The 20,796-nt window shown below is 34.4% G+C and carries 19 protein-coding genes; 1 reads left to right on the forward strand and 18 read right to left on the reverse strand.

Annotation, left to right across the window (positions count from 1 at the left end):
- Positions 1-2: 2 nt before the first annotated feature.
- From LCL96_RS18220 to LCL96_RS18305, 18 genes are all read right to left on the reverse strand, one after another.
- Positions 3-1,058: a TDP-N-acetylfucosamine:lipid II N-acetylfucosaminyltransferase gene (locus LCL96_RS18220; RefSeq protein ID WP_224943782.1), complete on the reverse strand. Its 1,056-nt coding sequence runs from the start codon at positions 1,056-1,058 to the stop codon at positions 3-5.
- A 43-nt stretch (positions 1,059-1,101) separates the two neighbouring features.
- Positions 1,102-2,250 carry an EpsG family protein gene (locus LCL96_RS18225; protein WP_224943784.1) on the reverse strand — a complete coding sequence of 383 codons (1,149 nt, stop codon included), beginning with the start codon at positions 2,248-2,250 and terminating at the stop codon, positions 1,102-1,104.
- Between the two features lie 60 nt (positions 2,251-2,310).
- The gene (locus LCL96_RS18230) at positions 2,311-3,468 is read right to left on the reverse strand and encodes a glycosyltransferase family 4 protein (RefSeq protein WP_224943786.1); all 1,158 of its coding nucleotides are present in this window, start codon (positions 3,466-3,468) and stop codon (positions 2,311-2,313) included.
- A 93-nt stretch (positions 3,469-3,561) separates the two neighbouring features.
- Positions 3,562-4,221: an HAD family hydrolase gene (locus LCL96_RS18235; protein ID WP_224943794.1), complete on the reverse strand. Its 660-nt coding sequence runs from the start codon at positions 4,219-4,221 to the stop codon at positions 3,562-3,564.
- 23 nt (positions 4,222-4,244) lie between these two features.
- Positions 4,245-4,979 carry a 3-deoxy-manno-octulosonate cytidylyltransferase gene (locus LCL96_RS18240; RefSeq protein WP_224943797.1) on the reverse strand — a complete coding sequence of 245 codons (735 nt, stop codon included), beginning with the start codon at positions 4,977-4,979 and terminating at the stop codon, positions 4,245-4,247.
- Positions 4,980-4,992: 13 nt separating this feature from the next.
- Positions 4,993-6,600 carry an aldolase catalytic domain-containing protein gene (locus tag LCL96_RS18245; protein ID WP_224943799.1) on the reverse strand — a complete coding sequence of 536 codons (1,608 nt, stop codon included), beginning with the start codon at positions 6,598-6,600 and terminating at the stop codon, positions 4,993-4,995.
- Between the two features lie 19 nt (positions 6,601-6,619).
- Positions 6,620-8,026: a hypothetical protein gene (locus LCL96_RS18250; RefSeq protein WP_224943801.1), complete on the reverse strand. Its 1,407-nt coding sequence runs from the start codon at positions 8,024-8,026 to the stop codon at positions 6,620-6,622.
- Between the two features lie 4 nt (positions 8,027-8,030).
- Positions 8,031-9,155, reverse strand: a complete 1,125-nt coding sequence (gene wecB / locus LCL96_RS18255) for a non-hydrolyzing UDP-N-acetylglucosamine 2-epimerase (RefSeq protein WP_224943802.1) — start codon at positions 9,153-9,155, stop codon at positions 8,031-8,033.
- A 3-nt stretch (positions 9,156-9,158) separates the two neighbouring features.
- Positions 9,159-10,268, reverse strand: a complete 1,110-nt coding sequence (locus LCL96_RS18260) for a capsular polysaccharide biosynthesis protein CapF (RefSeq protein ID WP_224943804.1) — start codon at positions 10,266-10,268, stop codon at positions 9,159-9,161.
- Positions 10,265-11,287: a polysaccharide biosynthesis protein gene (locus tag LCL96_RS18265; RefSeq protein ID WP_224943806.1), complete on the reverse strand. Its 1,023-nt coding sequence runs from the start codon at positions 11,285-11,287 to the stop codon at positions 10,265-10,267. Before LCL96_RS18265 ends, LCL96_RS18260 begins: the two co-directional genes overlap by 4 nt.
- Entirely contained in the window at positions 11,280-12,524 is a 1,245-nt protein-coding gene (locus LCL96_RS18270) for a glycosyltransferase family 4 protein (RefSeq protein WP_224943807.1), read from the reverse strand. The genes LCL96_RS18265 and LCL96_RS18270 overlap by 8 nt, the downstream gene beginning before the upstream one ends.
- A gap of 20 nt (positions 12,525-12,544) precedes the next feature.
- Positions 12,545-13,402, reverse strand: a complete 858-nt coding sequence (locus LCL96_RS18275) for an NAD-dependent epimerase/dehydratase family protein (RefSeq protein ID WP_224943809.1) — start codon at positions 13,400-13,402, stop codon at positions 12,545-12,547.
- Positions 13,399-14,028 carry a sugar transferase gene (locus LCL96_RS18280; RefSeq protein ID WP_224943811.1) on the reverse strand — a complete coding sequence of 210 codons (630 nt, stop codon included), beginning with the start codon at positions 14,026-14,028 and terminating at the stop codon, positions 13,399-13,401. Before LCL96_RS18280 ends, LCL96_RS18275 begins: the two co-directional genes overlap by 4 nt.
- Positions 14,029-14,210: 182 nt before the next feature.
- Positions 14,211-15,098, reverse strand: a complete 888-nt coding sequence (galU, locus tag LCL96_RS18285; protein ID WP_224943814.1) for a UTP--glucose-1-phosphate uridylyltransferase GalU — start codon at positions 15,096-15,098, stop codon at positions 14,211-14,213.
- A 12-nt stretch (positions 15,099-15,110) separates the two neighbouring features.
- Positions 15,111-16,931 (reverse strand): polysaccharide biosynthesis protein, encoded by a 1,821-nt coding sequence (locus LCL96_RS18290; RefSeq protein ID WP_224943817.1) that lies wholly within the window; start codon positions 16,929-16,931, stop codon positions 15,111-15,113.
- Between the two features lie 528 nt (positions 16,932-17,459).
- Positions 17,460-18,227, reverse strand: a complete 768-nt coding sequence (locus LCL96_RS18295; RefSeq protein WP_224943820.1) for a tyrosine-protein phosphatase — start codon at positions 18,225-18,227, stop codon at positions 17,460-17,462.
- Between the two features lie 104 nt (positions 18,228-18,331).
- On the reverse strand, positions 18,332-19,003 hold the full coding sequence (locus LCL96_RS18300; protein ID WP_224944498.1) for a CpsD/CapB family tyrosine-protein kinase: 672 nt from the start codon (positions 19,001-19,003) through the stop codon (positions 18,332-18,334).
- A 16-nt stretch (positions 19,004-19,019) separates the two neighbouring features.
- Complete coding sequence (locus LCL96_RS18305; RefSeq protein WP_224943822.1) at positions 19,020-19,769, reverse strand: YveK family protein; 750 nt, start codon at positions 19,767-19,769, stop codon at positions 19,020-19,022.
- Between the two features lie 204 nt (positions 19,770-19,973).
- On the opposite strand from LCL96_RS18305, the gene LCL96_RS18310 reads away from it, so the two are divergent.
- On the forward strand, positions 19,974-20,774 hold the full coding sequence (locus tag LCL96_RS18310; protein WP_224943824.1) for an SGNH/GDSL hydrolase family protein: 801 nt from the start codon (positions 19,974-19,976) through the stop codon (positions 20,772-20,774).
- Positions 20,775-20,796 lie beyond the last annotated feature (22 nt).

The following is a 20,796-nucleotide window of genomic DNA, read 5'->3' on the forward strand; positions in this document are numbered from 1 at the left end:
GTTCATTCCCTTTCAAAAATAATCTTCCAATCATTAACTAACTTCTCAAATGAGAATTGCTCTATCATTTTATTTTTATTGATTAACTTAACGCTTGCAGGAATAGGTTCGAATAAATTTTGGAATTCTTCATTAATACTATAGACCTTAAGTCCATGTTCTTCACAAAAACTCCAAGTCGTAATATCATCTCTTATATAAACCTTCTTCTCAAGACTTAATAAAGTTGTAATATTCCCAACAGCCTGCTGTCTCTGATGATTAAAAATAGCGATGTCAATCTTCGCTAAGATATCTAGGTAATTTTCAAAAGGAACAAACTCCATTAATGGTTTAAACTTATCCCCAAAAAGTTCTTTTCCTTTTTCAAGTACAGTATTTGCATATTCTTTATTACCATAAGATAGTGGACAAATAATCTCAAAATTTTTATTTTTTAACCCTTTTACTTCCTTCAGTTCATTAAAAATTTCAATATGATTATTTGTTGGATCAGCAGAATTTCCAATTTGAATATAAGTCTTTTCTGAATTCTTACTAATCTTTGATATATCATATTTTTTGTACAAATTACTTGGATATAAAAAGGTGTAATAATGATCTCCTTTAGCATTGTACCAAGATTTTGCTAGCTCATAATCTCCTTTAATATGAGTAATTAGCCCACTAATATTCCGAATTGTGAAACTACGCATTTTTTCATAAAGCTTTGCTTTAAGAGTTTTTTTCTCATTACAATATTGATAAAGGTCACCGCCCCAAATTACCCAATTACATTTGCTTAACAACCATGGTTGGAGGAATAAGAGAACCACTATTTGTGGAATAAACAAGCCATGTAAATAAATTTTTTCACTACGATACAGCGCCTTTATTAAATGCATAAGGCTAGATATAGGTGCTTTTGCGTGGATAGTGTTATTATTGGTGACAACACTCCCCCCCATTCCCTTACCTAATATTAAAAAAAAATGTTCACTCTCATTAAAGTTGTTATTTACTAGTTCAATATAAGAATTTATAAATTTATCATTGTGGCTAACGTGTAAATGTTTCATATTAACTCCTTGAAAGAATATCTAAACTCATACTTAACTCTGATTAACCTAAAAAGAAAGGACTCTTTGGATCATGGATACCGCCAAAATATAGAATAATGATAAAGTTATATAAGCATAAAAATAATACGACAAATATAAACATTATTAATTTTCTTTTTATGAGATTGTTAAAAATAATTTGCTTTATAATAAAAAAGCTTCCTATACTGAATAAAAAATTAAGTCTTAGTCCAAGTGTAGAAGCATCAAATATCGAAAAAACAAGTACCATAATAGTTCCGATAATTTGTGAGTTTAATAACAAATTATAAAAATTATCTTTAACAATTACCTCCCTCATTTTTAAACCTATTAAGTTAATGATTATATTAAAGAAAACAATAGTATACGACATTAAGAATAATAATATTTCGTGTAAACCATTAAGGTAATGGTAGGTTTCACTTCTATATAACAAGTAAAATTGCAATTTCCACAAAATAGGATTTGTAAAGTTAAAGCTAGACATATAACCTATTAACAATTCTCTTCCCAGAAACGCAAGTGCCCCGAAGGTCATAATAGTAGTTAGATATTTTAATATACTCCACTTAATATTCAATAAAGGTTTCACTAAAAGTACTACTATGTTTGAATAATGTAACAAAACAGATGTTAAACTCATTGAATAGAAGTTAAATTTATTACCTTTGGATAAAGAATATAGTGCAGTTAAATATACAGTTGCTGCGAAGAAATGCCTTACTGTATCCACCGGTCCTCTGAACAAAAAGATTAAAAGAAAAAATAAAAATGTTACTAATGGGAAATCTTTCTCTTTCTTAAGAATAACGAGATAAACAAGATACATTGGCACAATTGCAGAAATAAAGAGAAAAGTTTTAAAACCCAATCCAACTTGTTTTATTAGAGAAATCAAAATAACAAATATCGGTTCTAGTCTACTAGCTAACATATTTTTAATAAACACAAAATTCAATGGAATCATTCTCTGATTGTTAAATATTTCTCTATACGGTTCTAAATCTAATCCTATTACTCGAGTGCCACAAATAATTGAAATAATCAAGGTTATCCAAAATAAAATTCTTTTCTTAATCTTATAACTTAATTTTTTTTCAAAGAAACTTAATATGAAAATGATAAAAATAATAAAGCACAAAGTTAAAACATTAATAATTTTGATCATTTTAGTAAAATCTCCTTATTTCACCTAAATTAATTTAAATTCCTCCTCATCATCACATTTTTACTCTTCAATACTCTTCTTAGAAATTTCGTAGTAAGAAAAGTGTTTTTTTGCTACAGTGCTTGAAATAAAAATTTGATTTTCATATTTCTCTTTATTCTTAATAACTTCAATTATTTTTTGTTTAATTTCCTCTACTGAATCTTCATATAAAAACTTACAGTTTCCTCCTATATTTACGTGGGTAGTTCCCTCCCAATGTTTAACAACCATAGGGATACCCTGTCCGGCTACTTGCTCCCAAAACACTGAATGCCTTCCGGGAAATACAACCAAGTTAGCGGCTGCAAAATATTTATAACTTTCTTCCCCATTAATCCAACCGATATGTTTAACTTTATCGTTGTCCACCAAAGAATTAAATTTTTCTTTTAAGCTTTCAACTACCGGTCCAAAAACAATAAGTTTCACATTAGGACTTTCTATATTTTTTATAGCTTCCATTAGCAATAATGTTTGTTTTTTAGCTTGATCAATTTTACCTCCCGTAACTATCAAGAAATCTTCATTATTAATTTGGTGTCTTTTTCTTATTTGATTAATAAGATCTTTTTGGTTTGCTTCTTTTACCTTTTCATCATCAGCGCCCATAAGTAATAGTTCAATCTTTCGTTCAGGGATTTTATAAACATTTTTTAAAAAATCCACCCTAGAGGGAAGGACCCCATAAAACTTTCTCAAGTATGGCTCTATCATTAAAGCACATCTTCTCCATATTATCCCATGTAGCAAAACCTTTGAAATCCAATTACTGGCGCTGTTAGAAAAATCTGTATGATTATCTGCGTATGCAACCACTTGAGGATGTTTCTTTAAATATCTAGTTACACCCCAGATATTTAAAAATTGAATATTGTGAATAAATATAATATCTGGTTTTTCTCTTAATAAAGTAGTATAAAGGTTTTCATACAATTTAAACTTTGATTTTATTGAAGTATTAAACTTGTTTTTTATCCTTATAACCTTTACTCCATGTTCATTAACATAAGAATCTCGATTATCTATTACTAAATCAGCATTTTCATTTCTGATATATTTGGAGGTAATGACACTCACTTCATGTCCTAATTTTCTATGATACTTGGTCAAATAATTTTCCTGGTATGTCCACCCATCAGTAAAGGCCCCACATAAGCAAATATGTGTAATTCTCATAAATAAACACTTCCTAAAGTTACTTGTATATCAAATTTCAACGCAATTAAAGATCAAGAGGTCGTAAAAGACCTTAAATTTCTCTAACTCTTATTAAAGTAAATCCTGTAGAGTAGAGATGCACTGAACAGCTTCCTTTACACATTTATTATTTTGATCTGTTGACTGAACTGAATAGTTAGACATGTAAACAAAATCTATTTCATGTTCCTTTGCTGTTTTCATATCAGAAAGTGCATCTCCTATAAAAACAACTTTTTTATTTCGACAATCAGCTAAGATTTCTGAAGTGCAATCCGATTTAGTCTTAGGTGATCCATAAATGCTTTTAAAGTATTGATGAATTCCCCTATCTTTAAAAGCTTTATTAAGTTCTAGTTCATCGCTGCCAGAAGCAATATATAGAGTTTTTCTTTCATGTTGTAATTTAGATAAAATTTCTTCACACCCTGGAGTAAAATCAGCTAATGCATAAATTTTTTGACACTCTGCTGCATATCTATCTAAAAACACTTGGTATTTTTTTTCATCAAATGGTTCATTTGCAAACTTGGTAAAAAATTCTTTGAATTTAATATATCGAGAAATACCAAAAGAATTTTTACAGTATTCTACAAAGTCCCTAATCACCTCTTCTGGATATTCTTCAACCGCTTTTCCAAAAGCTTCACATTTAAGCAGGTTAACATCCATTATCACGCCATCACAATCGAAAATGATTACTTCATATTTATTTAATATTGAACTGTTCATTTTTTCACCTCTATTTCCTAAAGCTATAGTAAGCCTTTTTCTCTTATTACAGCTTCAACACGAGAAACATCTCTTGGATTGTCCACTGCAATAGATTGGCTCGACAAATGAATCATCCTTACATCCCAACCAAGTTCAAGAAAACGAAGAATTTCTATGTCTTCAATACTTTCTAATGTTGTCTTATTAGAAACTTGTGAGAATTCCTTAAGTGCCGTTCGCGGGAAGGAATAAACACATACTTGCCTCCACGATTTTTCAAAACCTAACGATTTTGTCGTTGGAATAGAGGCTCTAGACATGTATAAAAGCCTTCCATCAGGTCGGAAAACAACTTTTGGGATAGAACTACTTCGATATTCATTTTCTTCTAAAATTTCACAGTATCCATTTAATATTTCTCCTGGATGCTCTTCTATCCTTGAAATCATATGTTTTAAATCCTCTGGATTAAAGAGAGGTTCATCCCCTTGTACATTAATAAATACCTCAGCATCTATTTTTTCGGCACATTCTGCGATTCTATCAGTGCCCGTTAAACATGACTCTGATGTCATAATAGTTTGGATATTGTAGGAACGACAAACTTCTTCTATTCGCGAATCGTCTGTTGCTACAAATACTTTTTCTGGTGGACACACTTCAATACATTGCTGATAAGTCCTTACAATCATTGGTAATCCACATAAATCTATAAGTGGTTTACCTGGTAAGCGTGTTGATTGATATCTAGCAGGAATAATTACACAATAATTCATTTTAATCCCCCTGTTAAAGTGCGTATACTGAGCTTGATTCTACCTTATATTGCGTTGAGGTAATTGCTGTTATATTTGGTGAATTTTTAGTCTCGATAAACTGCTCTAAGACAAGATTGATTTCCTCTGTTCTTGGGTCACCAGCACCATATCCATCAAATCCAGCAAGCAAAATTCTTGTAGCTTTCCCACTAGCAGCAATTGCAAGAACATAGGATAATACAAGTGAGTTAGGTAGAACTCCAAAATTCTCCTCAAATTTAAAAGTTCCTTCTTCTACAGATATACCAAAATCAAGAACTATTTTATTTTCATAAGTGCATTTAACACTTTCTGACATCATTGATAGTGGCATTATTACCGGTTGATCTAATTCTTCATGGGTAGAGCTATCGGCAAGTATTCTTACGGGATGACTAGCAGCTCTAGCATTAATAAGTTTCGAATTAATAGGAGTTTTAGTATTTAAAACTATTACATATGGATTATTCTTTTTGATATATTCTTCAATTGCTTGCTTATGGTTATTAATACTTGGACCCGCTCCGATAACCAGAACTTCTCTTCCAGACAACACATTTACCGGACTCCATGTCCCCTTAGGCTCACCAATATAAAAATTCCGAGCAGCTTCCAAAGTATTTATATTAAACTTTTTACCACCTTGGTGTTTTAGGTGTTCAATCACTGCCAAAAGATCTTCTTCATCATACCTTGAATCGCTAATCATTTCCTGAATATAAGTAGGGTGAATTCCATATTTTCCAGATAAGTAGTAATATACATTTGTACCCCAACCATGACTTACTTGCATTGGCTTAAAATAATTTTCTATAACTTTCATTAATGGTGTGATATTCAAAGATACATCTCGATAATTTTGCAGTTCAATAGCTAAATATTCAGTCTTTGCATTTCCAGGTCCTCGTCCCATACCTGTAACTGTGCCATCAATCCAAGTTGTTCCTTCTTCTACCGCCTTAATTGAATTTGCTAATGCAAAGCCCATGTTATCGTGAGTATGAATCCCCATTGGTCCTTTCCAAACCTCTCGAATTGTTTGAATAATAATCGATGTCTTTTCAGGATTCAAGCTCCCCATGCTATCAGCAAAGTACAATACATCAAGAGGATAATCATTCGCTAATCCCGCTAAACGCTTAATATCTTCAGAGGTACGGTCAGCAATTTGCATTAAATTAAAACCAACCATATACCCTTCTTCTTTCAGCCAATTTGCTGCAGGTAGTGCCTCTTCAAATTCATGAACGTGACAAGCGATACGAACAAGAGTAACTGGCGATTCATTCGCATTGGAGAAGAGTTCTGATAAAGCCTGTTCTAGTCCCCCCTCATGCTTAATTAACTCACTAGCATTCACCATTACACCGAGGTTTAAGTCATCAGGTATTATTAAACTACGAATGAAGTTGTCTGATGTGTACGCACAAGCACCTTTAAATCCTTTATTTCCAAACCCTCGTAGGCCTAATTCAACGTAATCAACAGAAATCTCTCTCATAGCTTTTAAATAATCTTCAATTAATTCCACGTCAAAATCCCACGAGTTATAGTAACCACCGTCTCTTAATGTACAGTCTAGCAGGTTTATATTTGCCAAAATAATAGCTCCTTTTTCTTTATAATTCTCTACTTTTTTTAGTAATGTTTACTTGTGTCTTTATCCATTTAAAAAGATTTAGAGTATCATGAAATACTTCAATTTTTTCATCTTGTAATGAAGGAAATGTATTGAAGATAGCTTTGTCCTTCTCATTAGTAATAATTGAACTAACTTTTGAATTATTATACACAGCTTCAAGAAGAGTAGTAGATTTTCTAGAGAAACATACGTTACCTGTTAAGGCTTCTATAATATTTTCAATAAAATTTAATCTATCCCCATATTTTTCATAGTTGTTTTTTGAATCTTTTGGGTGAAGTTTTATATAAAGAAGAATACCCTCCCGCTCCATCAATGGGAGTATTTCATCAATGATTTTTAAATTCACATTAACCTCTCTAGGTTCAGTAAAGAAAACTACTCTTTCTTTTGAATTATTTTCAAAAGAAAACGAAAACATTTTCTCAGAAATTTCCTTTACATATTTAAATTTATTCTCTTTATAAATAAGATTTAGATATTTCTCTGCCTTTTTACTAGTAGTATAAAAGGTATTTCCTGTAAAACAATGAGGAAGCTTAAACCCATATTCTATTCCATGGGGGATACACACAGTGTTTACTTTATGTTTCCTTGCAACTATTTCTTCAACCAATGCATACCTATCTAAATTGTTACCTGTATAAAAAATACTTCTATTATTTGTAGTAAAATAATGATTTAATATATGCTGATATAGCAGGGTATGAGCTATGCGTTTGCTATAAAAAACAAACACATCTATCCCACTATTTTTTCCGATTTTCTCTTTGGTGAAATTTTTATATTTCTTAAGTTCTACATAAGAATTCACCCATGATTTAAATAACCACAATACCCTATCTAATTTACTAAAATATTTATATATAGATCTTTCGCTTTTAAAGTCCTCAATTAGAATATAAATATCTTCAAATTTCTCCATTTTTTTTCGTGAAGCAGGAGATCGAACAATAGAAATTTTTTTGGGGTTTGCGGTTAAGGTATATGAATGTTTTATCAATAACATTTTCCATAGCAAAAATAATACAGAAACAATTATATACACATGTCCTTTTAAAACCTTTTTATAATTAATTAACTTTTTATTCACATGTACTTTTATACTTAGTTTCTTTGCCGTATCGACTACTAGTGGATATAAAGAATCATCAACTTCATCTATCACAATCTCTTGAATATTATTTTTCTTAAAAAATAATATTAGTGCTAGGTGCACCTGAACCTTACTTAAATAAATTTCATTAATAACTGGAATATCACCTTTAAATTGATCAACTTTTTCATCACAGAACTGGTAAAATTCACTAGTGAATAAATCATTAATCTCTAAAGTTGTTCCTTCAAAGACTAATGTGTCTCTTCTCATTAATAGTTGGTTCAAATTGCTATTTCCCCCAAACAACTCTATTAATATAATCAGTATAAGACAAAATTATTCTAAGGACTTTTTCAGAAACATTTGGCATACTATAATCACTTACTAATCTTAATGTATTATTTTCTTGAGATTCTAAAATACTTAACCCTTGTAAAATTCTATCATTATTTACACCAACCATCATGACTGCGCCTTCCTCCATAGCTTCGGGTCTCTCATGAGCTTGTCTAATATTGAGTGCCCTAAAACCTAGAATAGAAGATTCTTCGCTGATAGTACCACTATCGCTCAAAACTGCTTTAGATTTAATTTGAAGCTTAATATAATCATTAAAACCTAGAGGTTTCATTGTTTTAACTAATGGGTTAAATTCTACTCCCTTAGCAGTTATCATATTTCTAGTTCTAGGATGTGTACTAACAATAACAGGTAATTTGTATTTTTCTGCAATTGCATTTAAACTATCAACTAAATCTAGAAAATTATTCTCGGAGCTGATATTTTCTTCTCTATGAGCAGAAACCACAAAATATTTCCCTTCTTCTAGTTCTAATCTTTCTAAAACATCAGATCTTTCAATATCTGCTTTTCTTGAACCAACAACCTCAAACATTGGACTTCCAGTTTTAATAATTCTATCTGCAGGTAGCCCTTCTCTTAACAGATACTCTCGAGCAATATCACTATACGTTAAATTAATATCTGCTGTATGATCAACAATTTTTCTATTAGTCTCTTCTGGCACTCTTTGATCGTAGCATCTATTTCCAGCTTCCATATGGAATATTGGAATCTGTCTTCTCTTTGCAGCTATTGCACATAAGCAGCTATTGGTATCACCTAATACTAATAAAGCCTCTGGTTGAACTTGTTCCATAATTGGATCGATTTTAACAAGGATATTACCTATTGTTTCTACAGCAGTTCCGGTAGCTGCATTAAGAAAATAGTCTGGTTTCTTCAAATTAAAATCTTTAAAGAATACTTCATTTAATTCATAATCATAATTTTGTCCTGTATGAACTAGTATATGTTCTATTGCGCTTGATTCTTCTAATTTATTAATAACAGCCGACAATCTTATAATTTCAGGTCTTGTACCAACGACTGTCATAACTTTTAATTTTTTCATATGCTAAACCTCCAGGTAGTATGTATCCGGCTTCTCAGGATCAAACAGTTCATTCGCCCACATAATTGTTACCATATCTGTGTCACCAAGATTCTCAATATTATGTGTATATCCCGTAGGTATATCAACTACTTCCAACCTTTTTCCACTGACAAAATATTCAATAACTTCACTTGAATCAATTTTTCTAAAGCGAATAACTCCATGTCCACTTACAACTAAAAACTTTTCATTTTTTGTATGGTGCCAATGGTTACCTTTTGTAATGCCAGGTTTAGAAATGTTAACGGAAACTTGACCTCTTTCTGGAGTCTTAATAAACTCTGTAAATGACCCTCTATTATCTACATTCATTTTAAGTTCATAACTAAATTGGTCTTCGGGCAAATAGCTCAAATATGTACTATATAAACTTTTAGAAAATGAATTAGACATATCAGGTATTGTTCGTTCTTCTCGACTTTGTTTAAAAGAATAAATTAAATCAACAATTTCACCTAGAGAAATAGTGTGAACTACTGGAACTTCACAAAAATCATCAACTTTACTTTCATTACAATTTAAAGCATTAATAAGCTCTTCAACAACATCATCAATATATACTAGATTCATCTTGACGTTCGGATCATTCACATTGATTGGTAAACCATTAGCAATATTATGACAAAAAGTAGCTATTGCACTGTTATAATTCGGCTTGCACCATTTCCCAAAGACATTAGGAAAACGATATACCAGCGCTTTTGCTCCTGTTTGATTACTGTATTGAAAAAGTAAATCTTCACCTGCTCTTTTACTAATGCCATAAGGGTTTTCTAAATTGGCTTGAACAGAAGATGAAATCATTACTGGACAGTTGTTTTGGTACTTTTTTAGCGTTTCTAATAGTGTAGATGTAAAACCATAGTTTCCATCCATAAATTCAGATTGATCTTTTGGTCGATTTACTCCTGCCAGATGAAATACAAAATCAGCATTTTTACAGTACTCATTGAGTAGAGCTGGATCAGTGTCCCTGCTATATTCTTGAATACTTATATAGTTGCGGTTTTTTAATTCAGCTATAAGATTTTTACCAATAAAACCTTTTGATCCGGTTACTAATATGTTCATCTTCTATTCCAACCTTTCAACTCTTCATGAACATAATCAAGCATTAACAGCTTATCCTTGATCGCTTCAATTCTTAATCGCTCTGTGTTATGAGAGTTATATTCATCTTCAGAAGATAACTTTTGATCCCCTTTTTCAAAATACTTTTCATAGTTAAGATCTCTTTGATCCGCAGGGACTCGATAAAACCCGCCTAAATCTTTTGCAACTACATGCTCTTCTCTTGTAAGCAATGTTTCATATAGTTTTTCTCCATGACGGGTACCAATCACTTTTATTTCATTATCAACATTAAATAATTCCTTAAGTGCCTGCGCCAATTCTCCAATAGTTGATGCTGGTGATTTTTGAACCATAATATCCCCTGCTTCTGCATTTTCAAAAGCAAATATCACAAGCTCTACAGCCTCTTCCAAACTCATAAGGAATCTTGTCATATTAGGATCAGTAACCGTCATGGGTTGGCCACTCTTAATCTGTTCAATAAATAATGGAATTACAGAACCTCTTGAAGCCATCACATTTCCATATCGAGTCCCACAAATTAAAGTTCTTTCTGGATCTACCGTTTTCGCCTTGGCTACAAACACCTTTTCCATCATGGCTTTAGAAATTCCCATGGCATTAATTGGATAAGCAGCTTTATCAGTAGAGAGGCAAATAACTTTCTTAACACCACTTTCTATAGCACCATTAAGAACGTTTTCTGTTCCTAGAACATTAGTTTTAACTGCTTCCAGAGGGAAGAATTCACAAGAAGGAACTTGCTTTAATGCAGCAGCGTGAAATATGTAATCTACACCATGCATAGCATTTTTAACACTAGACAAGTCTCTTACATCGCCTATGTAGAATTTAAGTTTGTCATTTTTATAAACTTTTCTCATATCATCTTGTTTTTTTTCGTCCCTTGAAAATATTCTAATCTCCTTAATGTCTGTATCTAAAAATCTTTTCATTACAGCATTACCGAAGGAACCTGTGCCACCCGTGATTAGTAGTGTCTTATTTTCAAACAATTTGTTTCTCCTCCAATTTCGAATTATCTTTTAAATTCAAATCCATTCTATTTAACAATTCTTCTTTGTTAAAGTTACTATCAGAGTAGTCTTTAGCATTCTGACCTAATTGTTTTAATTCCTCATTTGTTTTAGATAACATTTCAATTATATTTTCTGATAGTTTCTCTGCATTACCAGCTGGACTTGATACACCCGCGTTTGATTCTTTTAGGATCTGATGTGTTTCACCCTCTGCAGATGCAATCACTGGAATCCCACAAGCCATATAAGATTGTAGCTTTGCAGGAATTGTCATAGAAAATAAAGGGTTTTTTGTTAAACTAAGGAAAGCAACGTCACAAGCAGCCATAAGTTCTGGAATTCTGCTAGCAGGCTGTTTTTCGATAAAATTAAACATTTCGGATACATTTTTTGAATCTACCATTTTAACTAATGTTTCCTTATATCGACCATCACCAACTATATTAAATCGGATTTTTCTATTTACTTGCTTTTCTTTAATTAATAAAGCCGTTTTTGGTAAGATATCTAAACCTTGAGCATTCCCGATATTACCAGCAAATATTATATTTAATGCATCATCACTTGGGATCTCAACAACACTTTTTTTGTTCAATGGCCTATAAAACTCTTCTGCATATTGTGGCCAGTACTCTACTTTTTGTCTATCCACATTACGCTTTACAATCGAATCTACAAAACTTTTTGATGTGGTGAAAATTTTAGTGCAATGTTTATATATATAATCAACCATCTTTCCAATGGCTCCAATGACATATTTGTTTTTTATCCCTGTAATAATCTCCACATTTTCAGGCCAAAGATCTTGAACATATAAGTAACAAGGCACCTGTCTTTTTTTCGCATACCATACACCTGGCAAGGCTTGAGTCATTGGAGATACTTCAAATATAAAGACATAGTCTGCTTTTATTTTCGTGAATACATTCCAAAAGAATCCTGTTACTACAAATGATAAATAATTTAAGGCAAGCATCATTGAATTATCCCCTCTAGGAACCAGTGGGATTCTAATAATATTTATTCCATTGTAGGTTTCCTTTCTTTTTTTAAAAAGTCCATACCCTTCAAAATATTGTCCTCTCGGATAATTTGGAATTCCAGTTATAACTGTAACTTTATATCCTTTCTTTACCCACTCAGTACAAATATCATTAATCCTAAATTGTTCAGGGTAGAAATATTGTGAAATTACTAAAATATGCTTTTTCATATTTCTTCAACCCTCCATAATTATTTCTCAGTCAATTCAATAGTTTTCTGAAAATCTCTTACTTGATAATTCTCTTTATATAAACTCATGCTTTTTTCATAAACTAAATTCCCGAATACTTTATTAATAATTCCAAATTTGAAGCCTATTAACTTCAATAATGGATTGAATATCTTTGTAAATTTAATATTCTTAGCGTGAATTTCAGCTATATTCTTTACCATTTCACTGGTGTTAACATATTCTTTATTTTGTGGAAAAAATAATCCACTATCTTTATGGTCAATTATAAGCCTAATAAATTCACAAAGATTATCAATATGAAGCATACTACGCTTATTATCTACATTAGGAAATATAGGGAGAACTTGCGCAGCTTTAGCAAGCTTAGGGTAATTGCCTTTTGAATTTTTCCCATAAATCATTGGTGGCCTGATAATAGCGACTTTGAAGTTTTCACCATCTAAAGATTTTATACCTTCTTCTGCTTGAAGTTTACTATTTCCATAAAAATTACTAGGAGTAGGTTTGGTATTTTTATCAATCACTCTTTCTTCACTACTACTATCACCGTATACAATAATACTACTCATAAAAATAAATTGCTCCACACCTTCACTCTTTGCCTTTTTAGCAGTTTCTATTGTTAAATCCCGATTTACTTTATAATACATATCCTCCATTTTTTGATCTGATGAGACATGAGCAATACCAGCTACATGAAAAACAACATCATAAATAGAGAAGTCCTCTTCTTTCCATGATTTATTTCTAAGACTGATAAAATCTACTGAATACCGATCAGTATAATTTAAGAACCAACTCTCAAGACTCTTACCCACATAACTATTCTTTCCTGTTATTAGTATTTTTTTCATTTAGAGATACTCTCCTTGCTACTGGTTACACCCTTTTTTAAACCCGTTCCCCCTTCTACTATCCCCTCACTCTTTACAACACTAATTATTGTTCCAAAGAAACATTTAATATCCATTCTAATACCGAGTTTATCAACATACTCACCATCTAATTTGGCCTTAACTTCAATTGGGAGCTCATCACGACCATTTATTTGCGCCCAACCAGTTAAACCAGGTGGGACATCATTAGCACCATACTTATCTCGTTCAGTAATAAGATTATATTGGTTCCATAATGCCGGCCTTGGCCCAATGATACTCATTTCCCCTACAAAAATATTCCAGATCTGAGGTAGCTCATCAAGTGAAGTTTTCCTCAAAAACTTACCCATGTTAGTAATATATTGTTCCGGATTATCTAGCAGATGTGTAGGAGTATCCCTTGGTGTATCTATCCTCATAGTTCGAAACTTTAAGATATTGAAATGTAATTTGTTAACACCAATACGTTTTTGCTTGAACAGAACCGGACCTTTTGAATCGAGCTTAATAGCAATAATTAGAATAAAAAAAACCGGCGATAATACTAAAAGTCCAATTAAAGAAAGAATGATATCTATTATTCTTTTTATTTTCATGTACATGTCTGTAACACTCCTTGAAAAGTTATTTAGTAAGTTAGAATTTATTTGGAATAGCTATGTCGTTCCAACCAACTTCTAAATCACTAATACTCTCTCTTGCTATTAAATTAATCAATCTATAATTCATACTAAAACCAAATTCAAATTAACACTTTATCAAGAAAGGGGTTGAGGTAACCCCCTCAACCCTCTACCCCAACTACCAAACTTTCCAAATACTCCATAACCTGTCCTTTTAAATCCTCACGCTCAAGAGCAAAGTCCAAAGTAGCCTTTATAAACCCAAACTTATCCCCAACATCATGACGCACACCATCAAACTCAAACCCAACAACCATCTGCATTTCATTCAATTCTTTTATAGCATCAGTAAGCTGAATCTCCCCACCAGCTCCTGGGGTAAGGTTCTCAAGGATATTAAAAATCTCCGGACGTAACACATAGCGTCCCATAATCGCATAATTAGAAGGGGCTTCTTCAACCCTAGGCTTCTCAACCAAATCATTGATATGATAAACCCCATCCTCAATCCCATTCTGGTTAATGGAGATTACACCATACTTAGAAACATCTACCTGTGGCACTTCCTGAACACCTATCACAGAAGAGTTATAACGTTCATATATATCTATTAATTGCTTTAGACAAGGTTTATTTTGAGAATGTACAATATCATCCCCAAGGAGAACCGCAAACGGCTCTCCCCCTATAAAGCGGCTCGCACATGAAATCGCATGACCTAACCCAAGAGGTTCTTTTTGGCGTATATAATGGATATTAGCCAGCTTCGAAATCCCTTGGACTTCTTCTAACTGCTCATACTTACCCTTCTTCGCAAGCGTTTCCTCAAGCTCATAAGACTTATCAAAATGGTCCTCAATTGCTCTCTTCCCACGTCCAGTCACAATGATAATATCCTCAATACCCGAAGCAACGGCTTCCTCAATAATATATTGAATAGTAGGCTTGTCTACGATTGGTAGCATTTCTTTCGGCTGAGCTTTGGTCGCTGGTAAAAATCGTGTCCCCAGTCCTGCCGCAGGAATAATGGCTTTTCTTACTTTTTGCATGTCACCGACTCCTTAGTTTGCATTTTTCACTAACAACTGATCATTTTTATTTGCTAAATCTAATACATAGTTTGCTAAATATGGGGGATCAAAGTCAGTATGGTTCTCAATCAAGTTCAAAACTCTCTTATATTCAAAATCAACGGTTTTACCAATAAAGATTTTCGGAAACACTGCCTTACCATGAACTTCATTCTCTCCGAGTAATTCCTCATACATCTTTTCACCAGGTCGGATTCCTGCATATTTAATACCTATTTCTTCTATTGTATAACCTGATAATTTGATTAGATTTTTGGCTAGGTCTACAATTTTTACTGGCTCTCCCATATCAAGAACAAAGATTTCCCCACCACGAGCTAGAGCTCCAGCCTGCATAACTAAACGGGATGCTTCTGGAATCGTCATAAAGTATCTAGTCATATCAGGATGAGTAACCGTGACAGGCCCACCAGCTTGAATCTGTTTTTTAAATAATGGGATAACACTACCACGACTGCCCAACACGTTACCGAAACGTACTGCAACAAAATTCGTATGACTTTCTTTATTTAAATTCTGAATAACCATTTCTGCAATTCTCTTAGTAGATCCCATAACGTTCGTAGGATTTACTGCCTTATCTGAAGATACTAATACAAAAGTATTCACACCAAAGGTATCCGCAGCTTCAGCAACATTCTTTGTCCCAAGAACATTGTTCTTAACAGCTTCTTTAGGATTGTATTCCATTAAAGGAACATGCTTATGGGCAGCCGCATGATACACAACATCAGGAGTATGCTCTTCAAATACTTCAAAGATCCGGCTGCGGTCCTGAATATCAGCAATAATAGGAATGACCTTCAATTCTGTGCCGTATTTATTTCTCAGCTCCATATCAATTGTGTAGATGGAGTTTTCCCCATGTCCTACTAATACAAGCTTTTCCGGCTTGAACTTACTCACCTGACGGCATAATTCAGACCCGATGGAACCACCGGCACCTGTAACTAGTACCGTTTTCCCAGATATTTTCTTTGAAATGGTATCTGTATCAAGTTCTACAGGTTCACGACCTAGTAGATCCTCGACCTGTACTTCACGAAATTGATTGACCGCCACTTTACCAGACACGATATCTTCAATCATCGGCATGATTTGAGTCTTGGCAGTTGTCTTACTGCACTGCTGATAGACTTCCTGAATTTCGCCTTTTCGAAGGGAAGGAATGGCAATAATGATATTATCAACCTTGTATTTTTCAACAATAGCAGGAATTTCCTTTGTGCCTCCAAGCACCGTTACGCCATAGATTTGCAGTTTGAATTTCTTTGAATCATCATCAATGAATCCAACAGGAAGCAAGTCAGTATCCTGACTTTTGATCAACTGACGGACAAGCATGGACCCCGCTGACCCAGCTCCAATAATTAACGCTCTCTTCTTTTCCTGTTTAGGCTTTATGTAATAATGTCTGTACATTCTCCATGAGAACCGTGATCCGCCTATTAAGATAATGTGGAGCATCCACGTCACGGCAAGCACCCGTACATAGATATCACCATTCACAACAAATTGAAAAGTCCCCGTTGTTACAATGGAAAATGTGATCGCCCTGATGATGGCAAGCATTTCACCTACGCTGGCATACTCCCACGCTTTCTGATAAAGGCGATAGATAAAGGCAAAGAGGTGATGACTTACCAGTAATGCACATGAGCTTAAGATGAGTGTAGGCAACGTGTACAGGCTGAAGGATGGGTGAAGGAGATAATAACCGAAATAAATGGCTGTTAATACGATAATTGAATCCAGCAGCATCAACAGTGATACCCGTTTTGTATAACTCACATGAATCCCTTCTTTTCTACGTTATTTTGACAAATTAAATACCTAAGGAAAACATACTGTCGTATATCCTTTCCTTAGGCATCTAGATTCACTTTTGATCATTTAATCTTTTTTCAATCGCTTGTTTCACTATGAACATTTCCTCTAAACGGTCGATTGGTACATCTTGATAGATATTACCCAATCGCTTTTTATTATCATTTGGAAATTCTTCATTTTTACACCTTGATTTAACAGTTAAGATTATTTTTTCTATCATAAGAATAAATTACATAATTCGTTTACATTGATTATCTTTACCTCAACTAATAAAATAGTATATGTGGGCATCTAACCCTTCCTCACAACCCACCAGCGACGACGAGCGTCTAAGGTCAAGAGTTCCCTCTTCACCCACGGTGTGTTCGAGTGCCTCCGTTGATAATGGTAAGGAGACATCCCCCAAAATTCTACTGTTGTTGTGCAACTCTTTGTTTCATATTCACCAACGACAATAGCATGTTAGGATACTACCTGTATCTCAATGTGTTAGAAGATTCCGAGGAACTTCTTCTTCTTGATCAATTCAGGTATCTCTTTATAAATCGCCTTTCCATCCACCAGCAATTCTGCATTCTCTATAAAGTAATAGACCATGTCGGTTCCATACTTCTTCTCTATATAGTCCATTGCTTCTTCCATTTTGAAGGTTCGGTTATGTATGTTATGAGCGTCCGATGCGATGAAGTGTGTCAGGTTGGTTTGGATCATTTGCTGTGAAAATTTCTGGATGTTCTTCCCGAAGTAGCCGACAAGGCTGGATGCAGTTAACTGTGTAACGGCTCCCCCTTGTACAAGCTTGTACAGCTTATCAGGCCGCTCAATCAGTTCAGCATTTCGCTCCGGGTGGACGATGACTGGAGTAAGTCCTTTCACCTGGATGTCATATAGTAGCCGTTCGGCGTATCGTGGAACGGAACTCGATGGAAATTCAATAAATAGATATTGGGATACTTGGTTTAACGGCAAGATGTCGCCCTTTTCGTAATCTTCTAAAATTTCACCATAAATGCGGCATTCCTGACCTGGAAGTACTTCAAGACTAATTTGCTCATCTTTGAAACGGCTGTTCACTTCTTCTATTAATGGAAGGATGTCTGACTTTACATTGTCGTATTTGCCATTCCGATGATGAGGAGTTGCAATGATTGTATGAATTCCTTCAGAGACCGCTTGCTTCGCCATGTCGATACTGTCATAAATCGTCTTGGCGCCGTCATCGATCCCCGGCAGGATATGGCTGTGAATGTCAATCATTACAAACTCCTCCTTCATATAGTTCTTTCGACTTATTTTTACAACGTATTCCATTTTACACCACTAGGTATATTTGTAAAGAGGTGAAATTTGTCGAATTCTTTTTATTTTCCGTAGTAATAGTAGTAATCGGTTTCCGTTGATTTCTTATTATTAAGAACGGTTCCAAGCAGCTTTCCATTGGTTGCCTCTAACAGTGACTTCGCTTTCTTCGCCGGTTCCATTTCCGTCTTCCCGCTGGAAACGACCAGAATGCTTCCCTGGCACTGGTTGGCCATGATTTGTGCATCTGTCACGACAAGGACAGGTGGTGTATCGAATAGGATCAAGTCGTATTCCTCATACGCATCCACAAAGAATTGCTCCATCGCTCTCGAGCTTAATAATTCTGCAGGGTTCGGTGGAATCGGTCCGCTTGATAAGATATGCAACTTGTCTACACCGCTGTCTTTGACGGCTTCCTTTAACTCGATTTGGCGTGTCAATACATTCGTTAATCCCGTTGTATTCGGAAAGTTAAAGGTATAATGGACGGTTGGCTTTCTCATATCAGCGTCAACCAGTAGCACCGTTTTCCCCTGTTGGGCGAATACAATGGCCAGATTGGCGGCCGTTGTGGATTTCCCTTCCCCTGGTCCTCCGGATGTGACCATGATGGAACGGTATTCCTGGTCTACAGATGAGAATTGAATATTTGTCCGAATGGTACGATATTGCTCGGAAACCGGCGATTTTGGATTCGCTTTCGCAATCAGTTTTCTTGAATTTGAGTTCATTGGTTTACTTTTTCTCTTAAACACCGACACTTTCACCTCTGCGTCTTGACGTTCTTTCCTGGCGGTGGGCTACCCTCTGAAATTCACTTTCTGAAATCGTCGGGATCACTCCTAATAATGGAAGCTCCAGGTTTTTCTCAATATCCTGCTCTGTTTTAATCGTGTTATCCAAGAATTCTAATAAGAAGGCAAGGCCAACACCGGCCATTAAGCCTACTACCATTGCAATGGCAATGTTCAATAATGGCTGTGGCTTGATCGGTGAAGGATTTTTACCTAATTCAGCCTTTGCAAGAATACTTACGTTATCCACATTCATAATATCGACAATTTCCTTTTGGAACACTTGTGCAATCTTGTTCGCAATGGCTGCTGCCTGCTTCGGATCTTTATCCTGCACGGAAATGTTCACGACCTGGGAGTCCTTTTCGCTTTGGACCGTGACTTTTTCATTTAACGCACCTGTTGTCATATCCAGATTTAATTCATCAATGACAATATCAAGAATTGCCGGGCTTTTCATGATGACATTATATGTATTGATCAACTGCAGGTTGGTTTGCACTTCCCCTACATTGAATGAATTCTGCTGGTCTTGATTGGATTTATTCACAAGCAATTGAGTGGACGATTGATAGATTGGTGTGAGGACGAAATAACTGATGGCCGCACTGACCAATACTGCCACAAGGGTCAGTATGATGATGAGGCTCATGCGTTTCTTCAACGTCTGAATGAGCTCCTTTAAACTGATGGTTTCTTCCATGATAGCCTCCTAAAATTCTCAAAAAATAAAAATCTTGTCATATTATATCATAAGTTCTTGTTATTTTTAGGGAATCTTGTCATAATTTTAATAGAATTGAAATCTTTTGTTACATTACTATTAAACAACAGATTGTTTATTATTGGAAGGGGTCAATCACATTTGGATTGATTTTCCAAGATTAATAATAATAGGAGGTAAGAAATGAAGAAAGCACTTATAATACTATTGTTGATCTTGTGCGGTGGAGTCATTGTCTATGGAAATTCCCACTGGAATTCGATGACTGCCGGATCTATTTCTACTGAAAATTCTTCCAAGCAAGCGAAGGAAGATTCCCCTGCTAAAGAAGAGAAAACATCAACTATCGACTCTGACGAGCAGAAATACCTGTCTTTCACAGGGAATTGGCCGGAGGAAGCTCAGTCTCTTTATGAAGAGAAGTTAAAAGCCGGAGAGGCTTTCCATATTCTCTTAATGGGGTCAACTGAAATGGATTCTATTGACGAAGGGTGGAACGATATCGTTCAAGACTCTCTTCAAGAGATTTACGGGGATACGATTTCTGTTGAGAGTATGAGCTTTGAGACCAGCACCTTGGAATTCATTCAGGAAGAGAAATACGAAGAAGTAGGGGATTTAAAGCCTAACCTAATCATATTTGAACCTTTTGTATTTAAGGATAATGGAAACGTTCTAATTGAAGACACCCTTCAAAGTATTGGAACCATCATGGACGAGGTGAAGAAATTATCTCCCGGTGTTTCCTTTGTCCTTACGCCTCCTCAGCCGATTTATCAGCCAGCCAATTATGCATCGCAGGTAGAGGCCATCCAGGAATATGCTCAAGACAGTGATATTCCATATATCGATCATTGGTCTAACTGGCCCGATGTAGAAGACGAAGAAATCAAAACATATTTAGACAGTGTAAGCAGTCCTAATGAAAAAGGACACAAAGCATGGGCCAAAGGCATTACGGAATTCTTAGTCAAAAAGCAATAATTTTTTACTATTTAAGGAATTA

Source organism: Rossellomorea aquimaris, from assembly GCF_020172085.1.
GTDB lineage: Bacteria > Bacillota > Bacilli > Bacillales > Bacillaceae_B > Rossellomorea > Rossellomorea aquimaris_E.

Coding starts and splice junctions, on each gene's coding strand:
- LCL96_RS18220 (WP_224943782.1), bottom strand. CDS start 1,058: ATGAAACATTTACACGTTAGCCACAATGATAAATTTATAAATTCTTAT.
- LCL96_RS18225 (WP_224943784.1), bottom strand. CDS start 2,250: ATGATCAAAATTATTAATGTTTTAACTTTGTGCTTTATTATTTTTATC.
- LCL96_RS18230 (WP_224943786.1), bottom strand. CDS start 3,468: ATGAGAATTACACATATTTGCTTATGTGGGGCCTTTACTGATGGGTGG.
- LCL96_RS18235 (WP_224943794.1), bottom strand. CDS start 4,221: ATGAACAGTTCAATATTAAATAAATATGAAGTAATCATTTTCGATTGT.
- LCL96_RS18240 (WP_224943797.1), bottom strand. CDS start 4,979: ATGAATTATTGTGTAATTATTCCTGCTAGATATCAATCAACACGCTTA.
- wecB (WP_224943802.1), bottom strand. CDS start 9,155: ATGAAAAAATTAAAAGTTATGACAGTCGTTGGTACAAGACCTGAAATT.
- LCL96_RS18260 (WP_224943804.1), bottom strand. CDS start 10,268: ATGAACATATTAGTAACCGGATCAAAAGGTTTTATTGGTAAAAATCTT.
- LCL96_RS18270 (WP_224943807.1), bottom strand. CDS start 12,524: ATGAAAAAGCATATTTTAGTAATTTCACAATATTTCTACCCTGAACAA.
- LCL96_RS18275 (WP_224943809.1), bottom strand. CDS start 13,402: ATGAAAAAAATACTAATAACAGGAAAGAATAGTTATGTGGGTAAGAGT.
- LCL96_RS18280 (WP_224943811.1), bottom strand. CDS start 14,028: ATGTACATGAAAATAAAAAGAATAATAGATATCATTCTTTCTTTAATT.
- galU (WP_224943814.1), bottom strand. CDS start 15,098: ATGCAAAAAGTAAGAAAAGCCATTATTCCTGCGGCAGGACTGGGGACA.
- LCL96_RS18295 (WP_224943820.1), bottom strand. CDS start 18,227: ATGATTGACATTCACAGCCATATCCTGCCGGGGATCGATGACGGCGCC.
- LCL96_RS18300 (WP_224944498.1), bottom strand. CDS start 19,003: ATGAACTCAAATTCAAGAAAACTGATTGCGAAAGCGAATCCAAAATCG.
- LCL96_RS18305 (WP_224943822.1), bottom strand. CDS start 19,769: ATGGAAGAAACCATCAGTTTAAAGGAGCTCATTCAGACGTTGAAGAAA.
- LCL96_RS18310 (WP_224943824.1), top strand. CDS start 19,974: ATGAAGAAAGCACTTATAATACTATTGTTGATCTTGTGCGGTGGAGTC.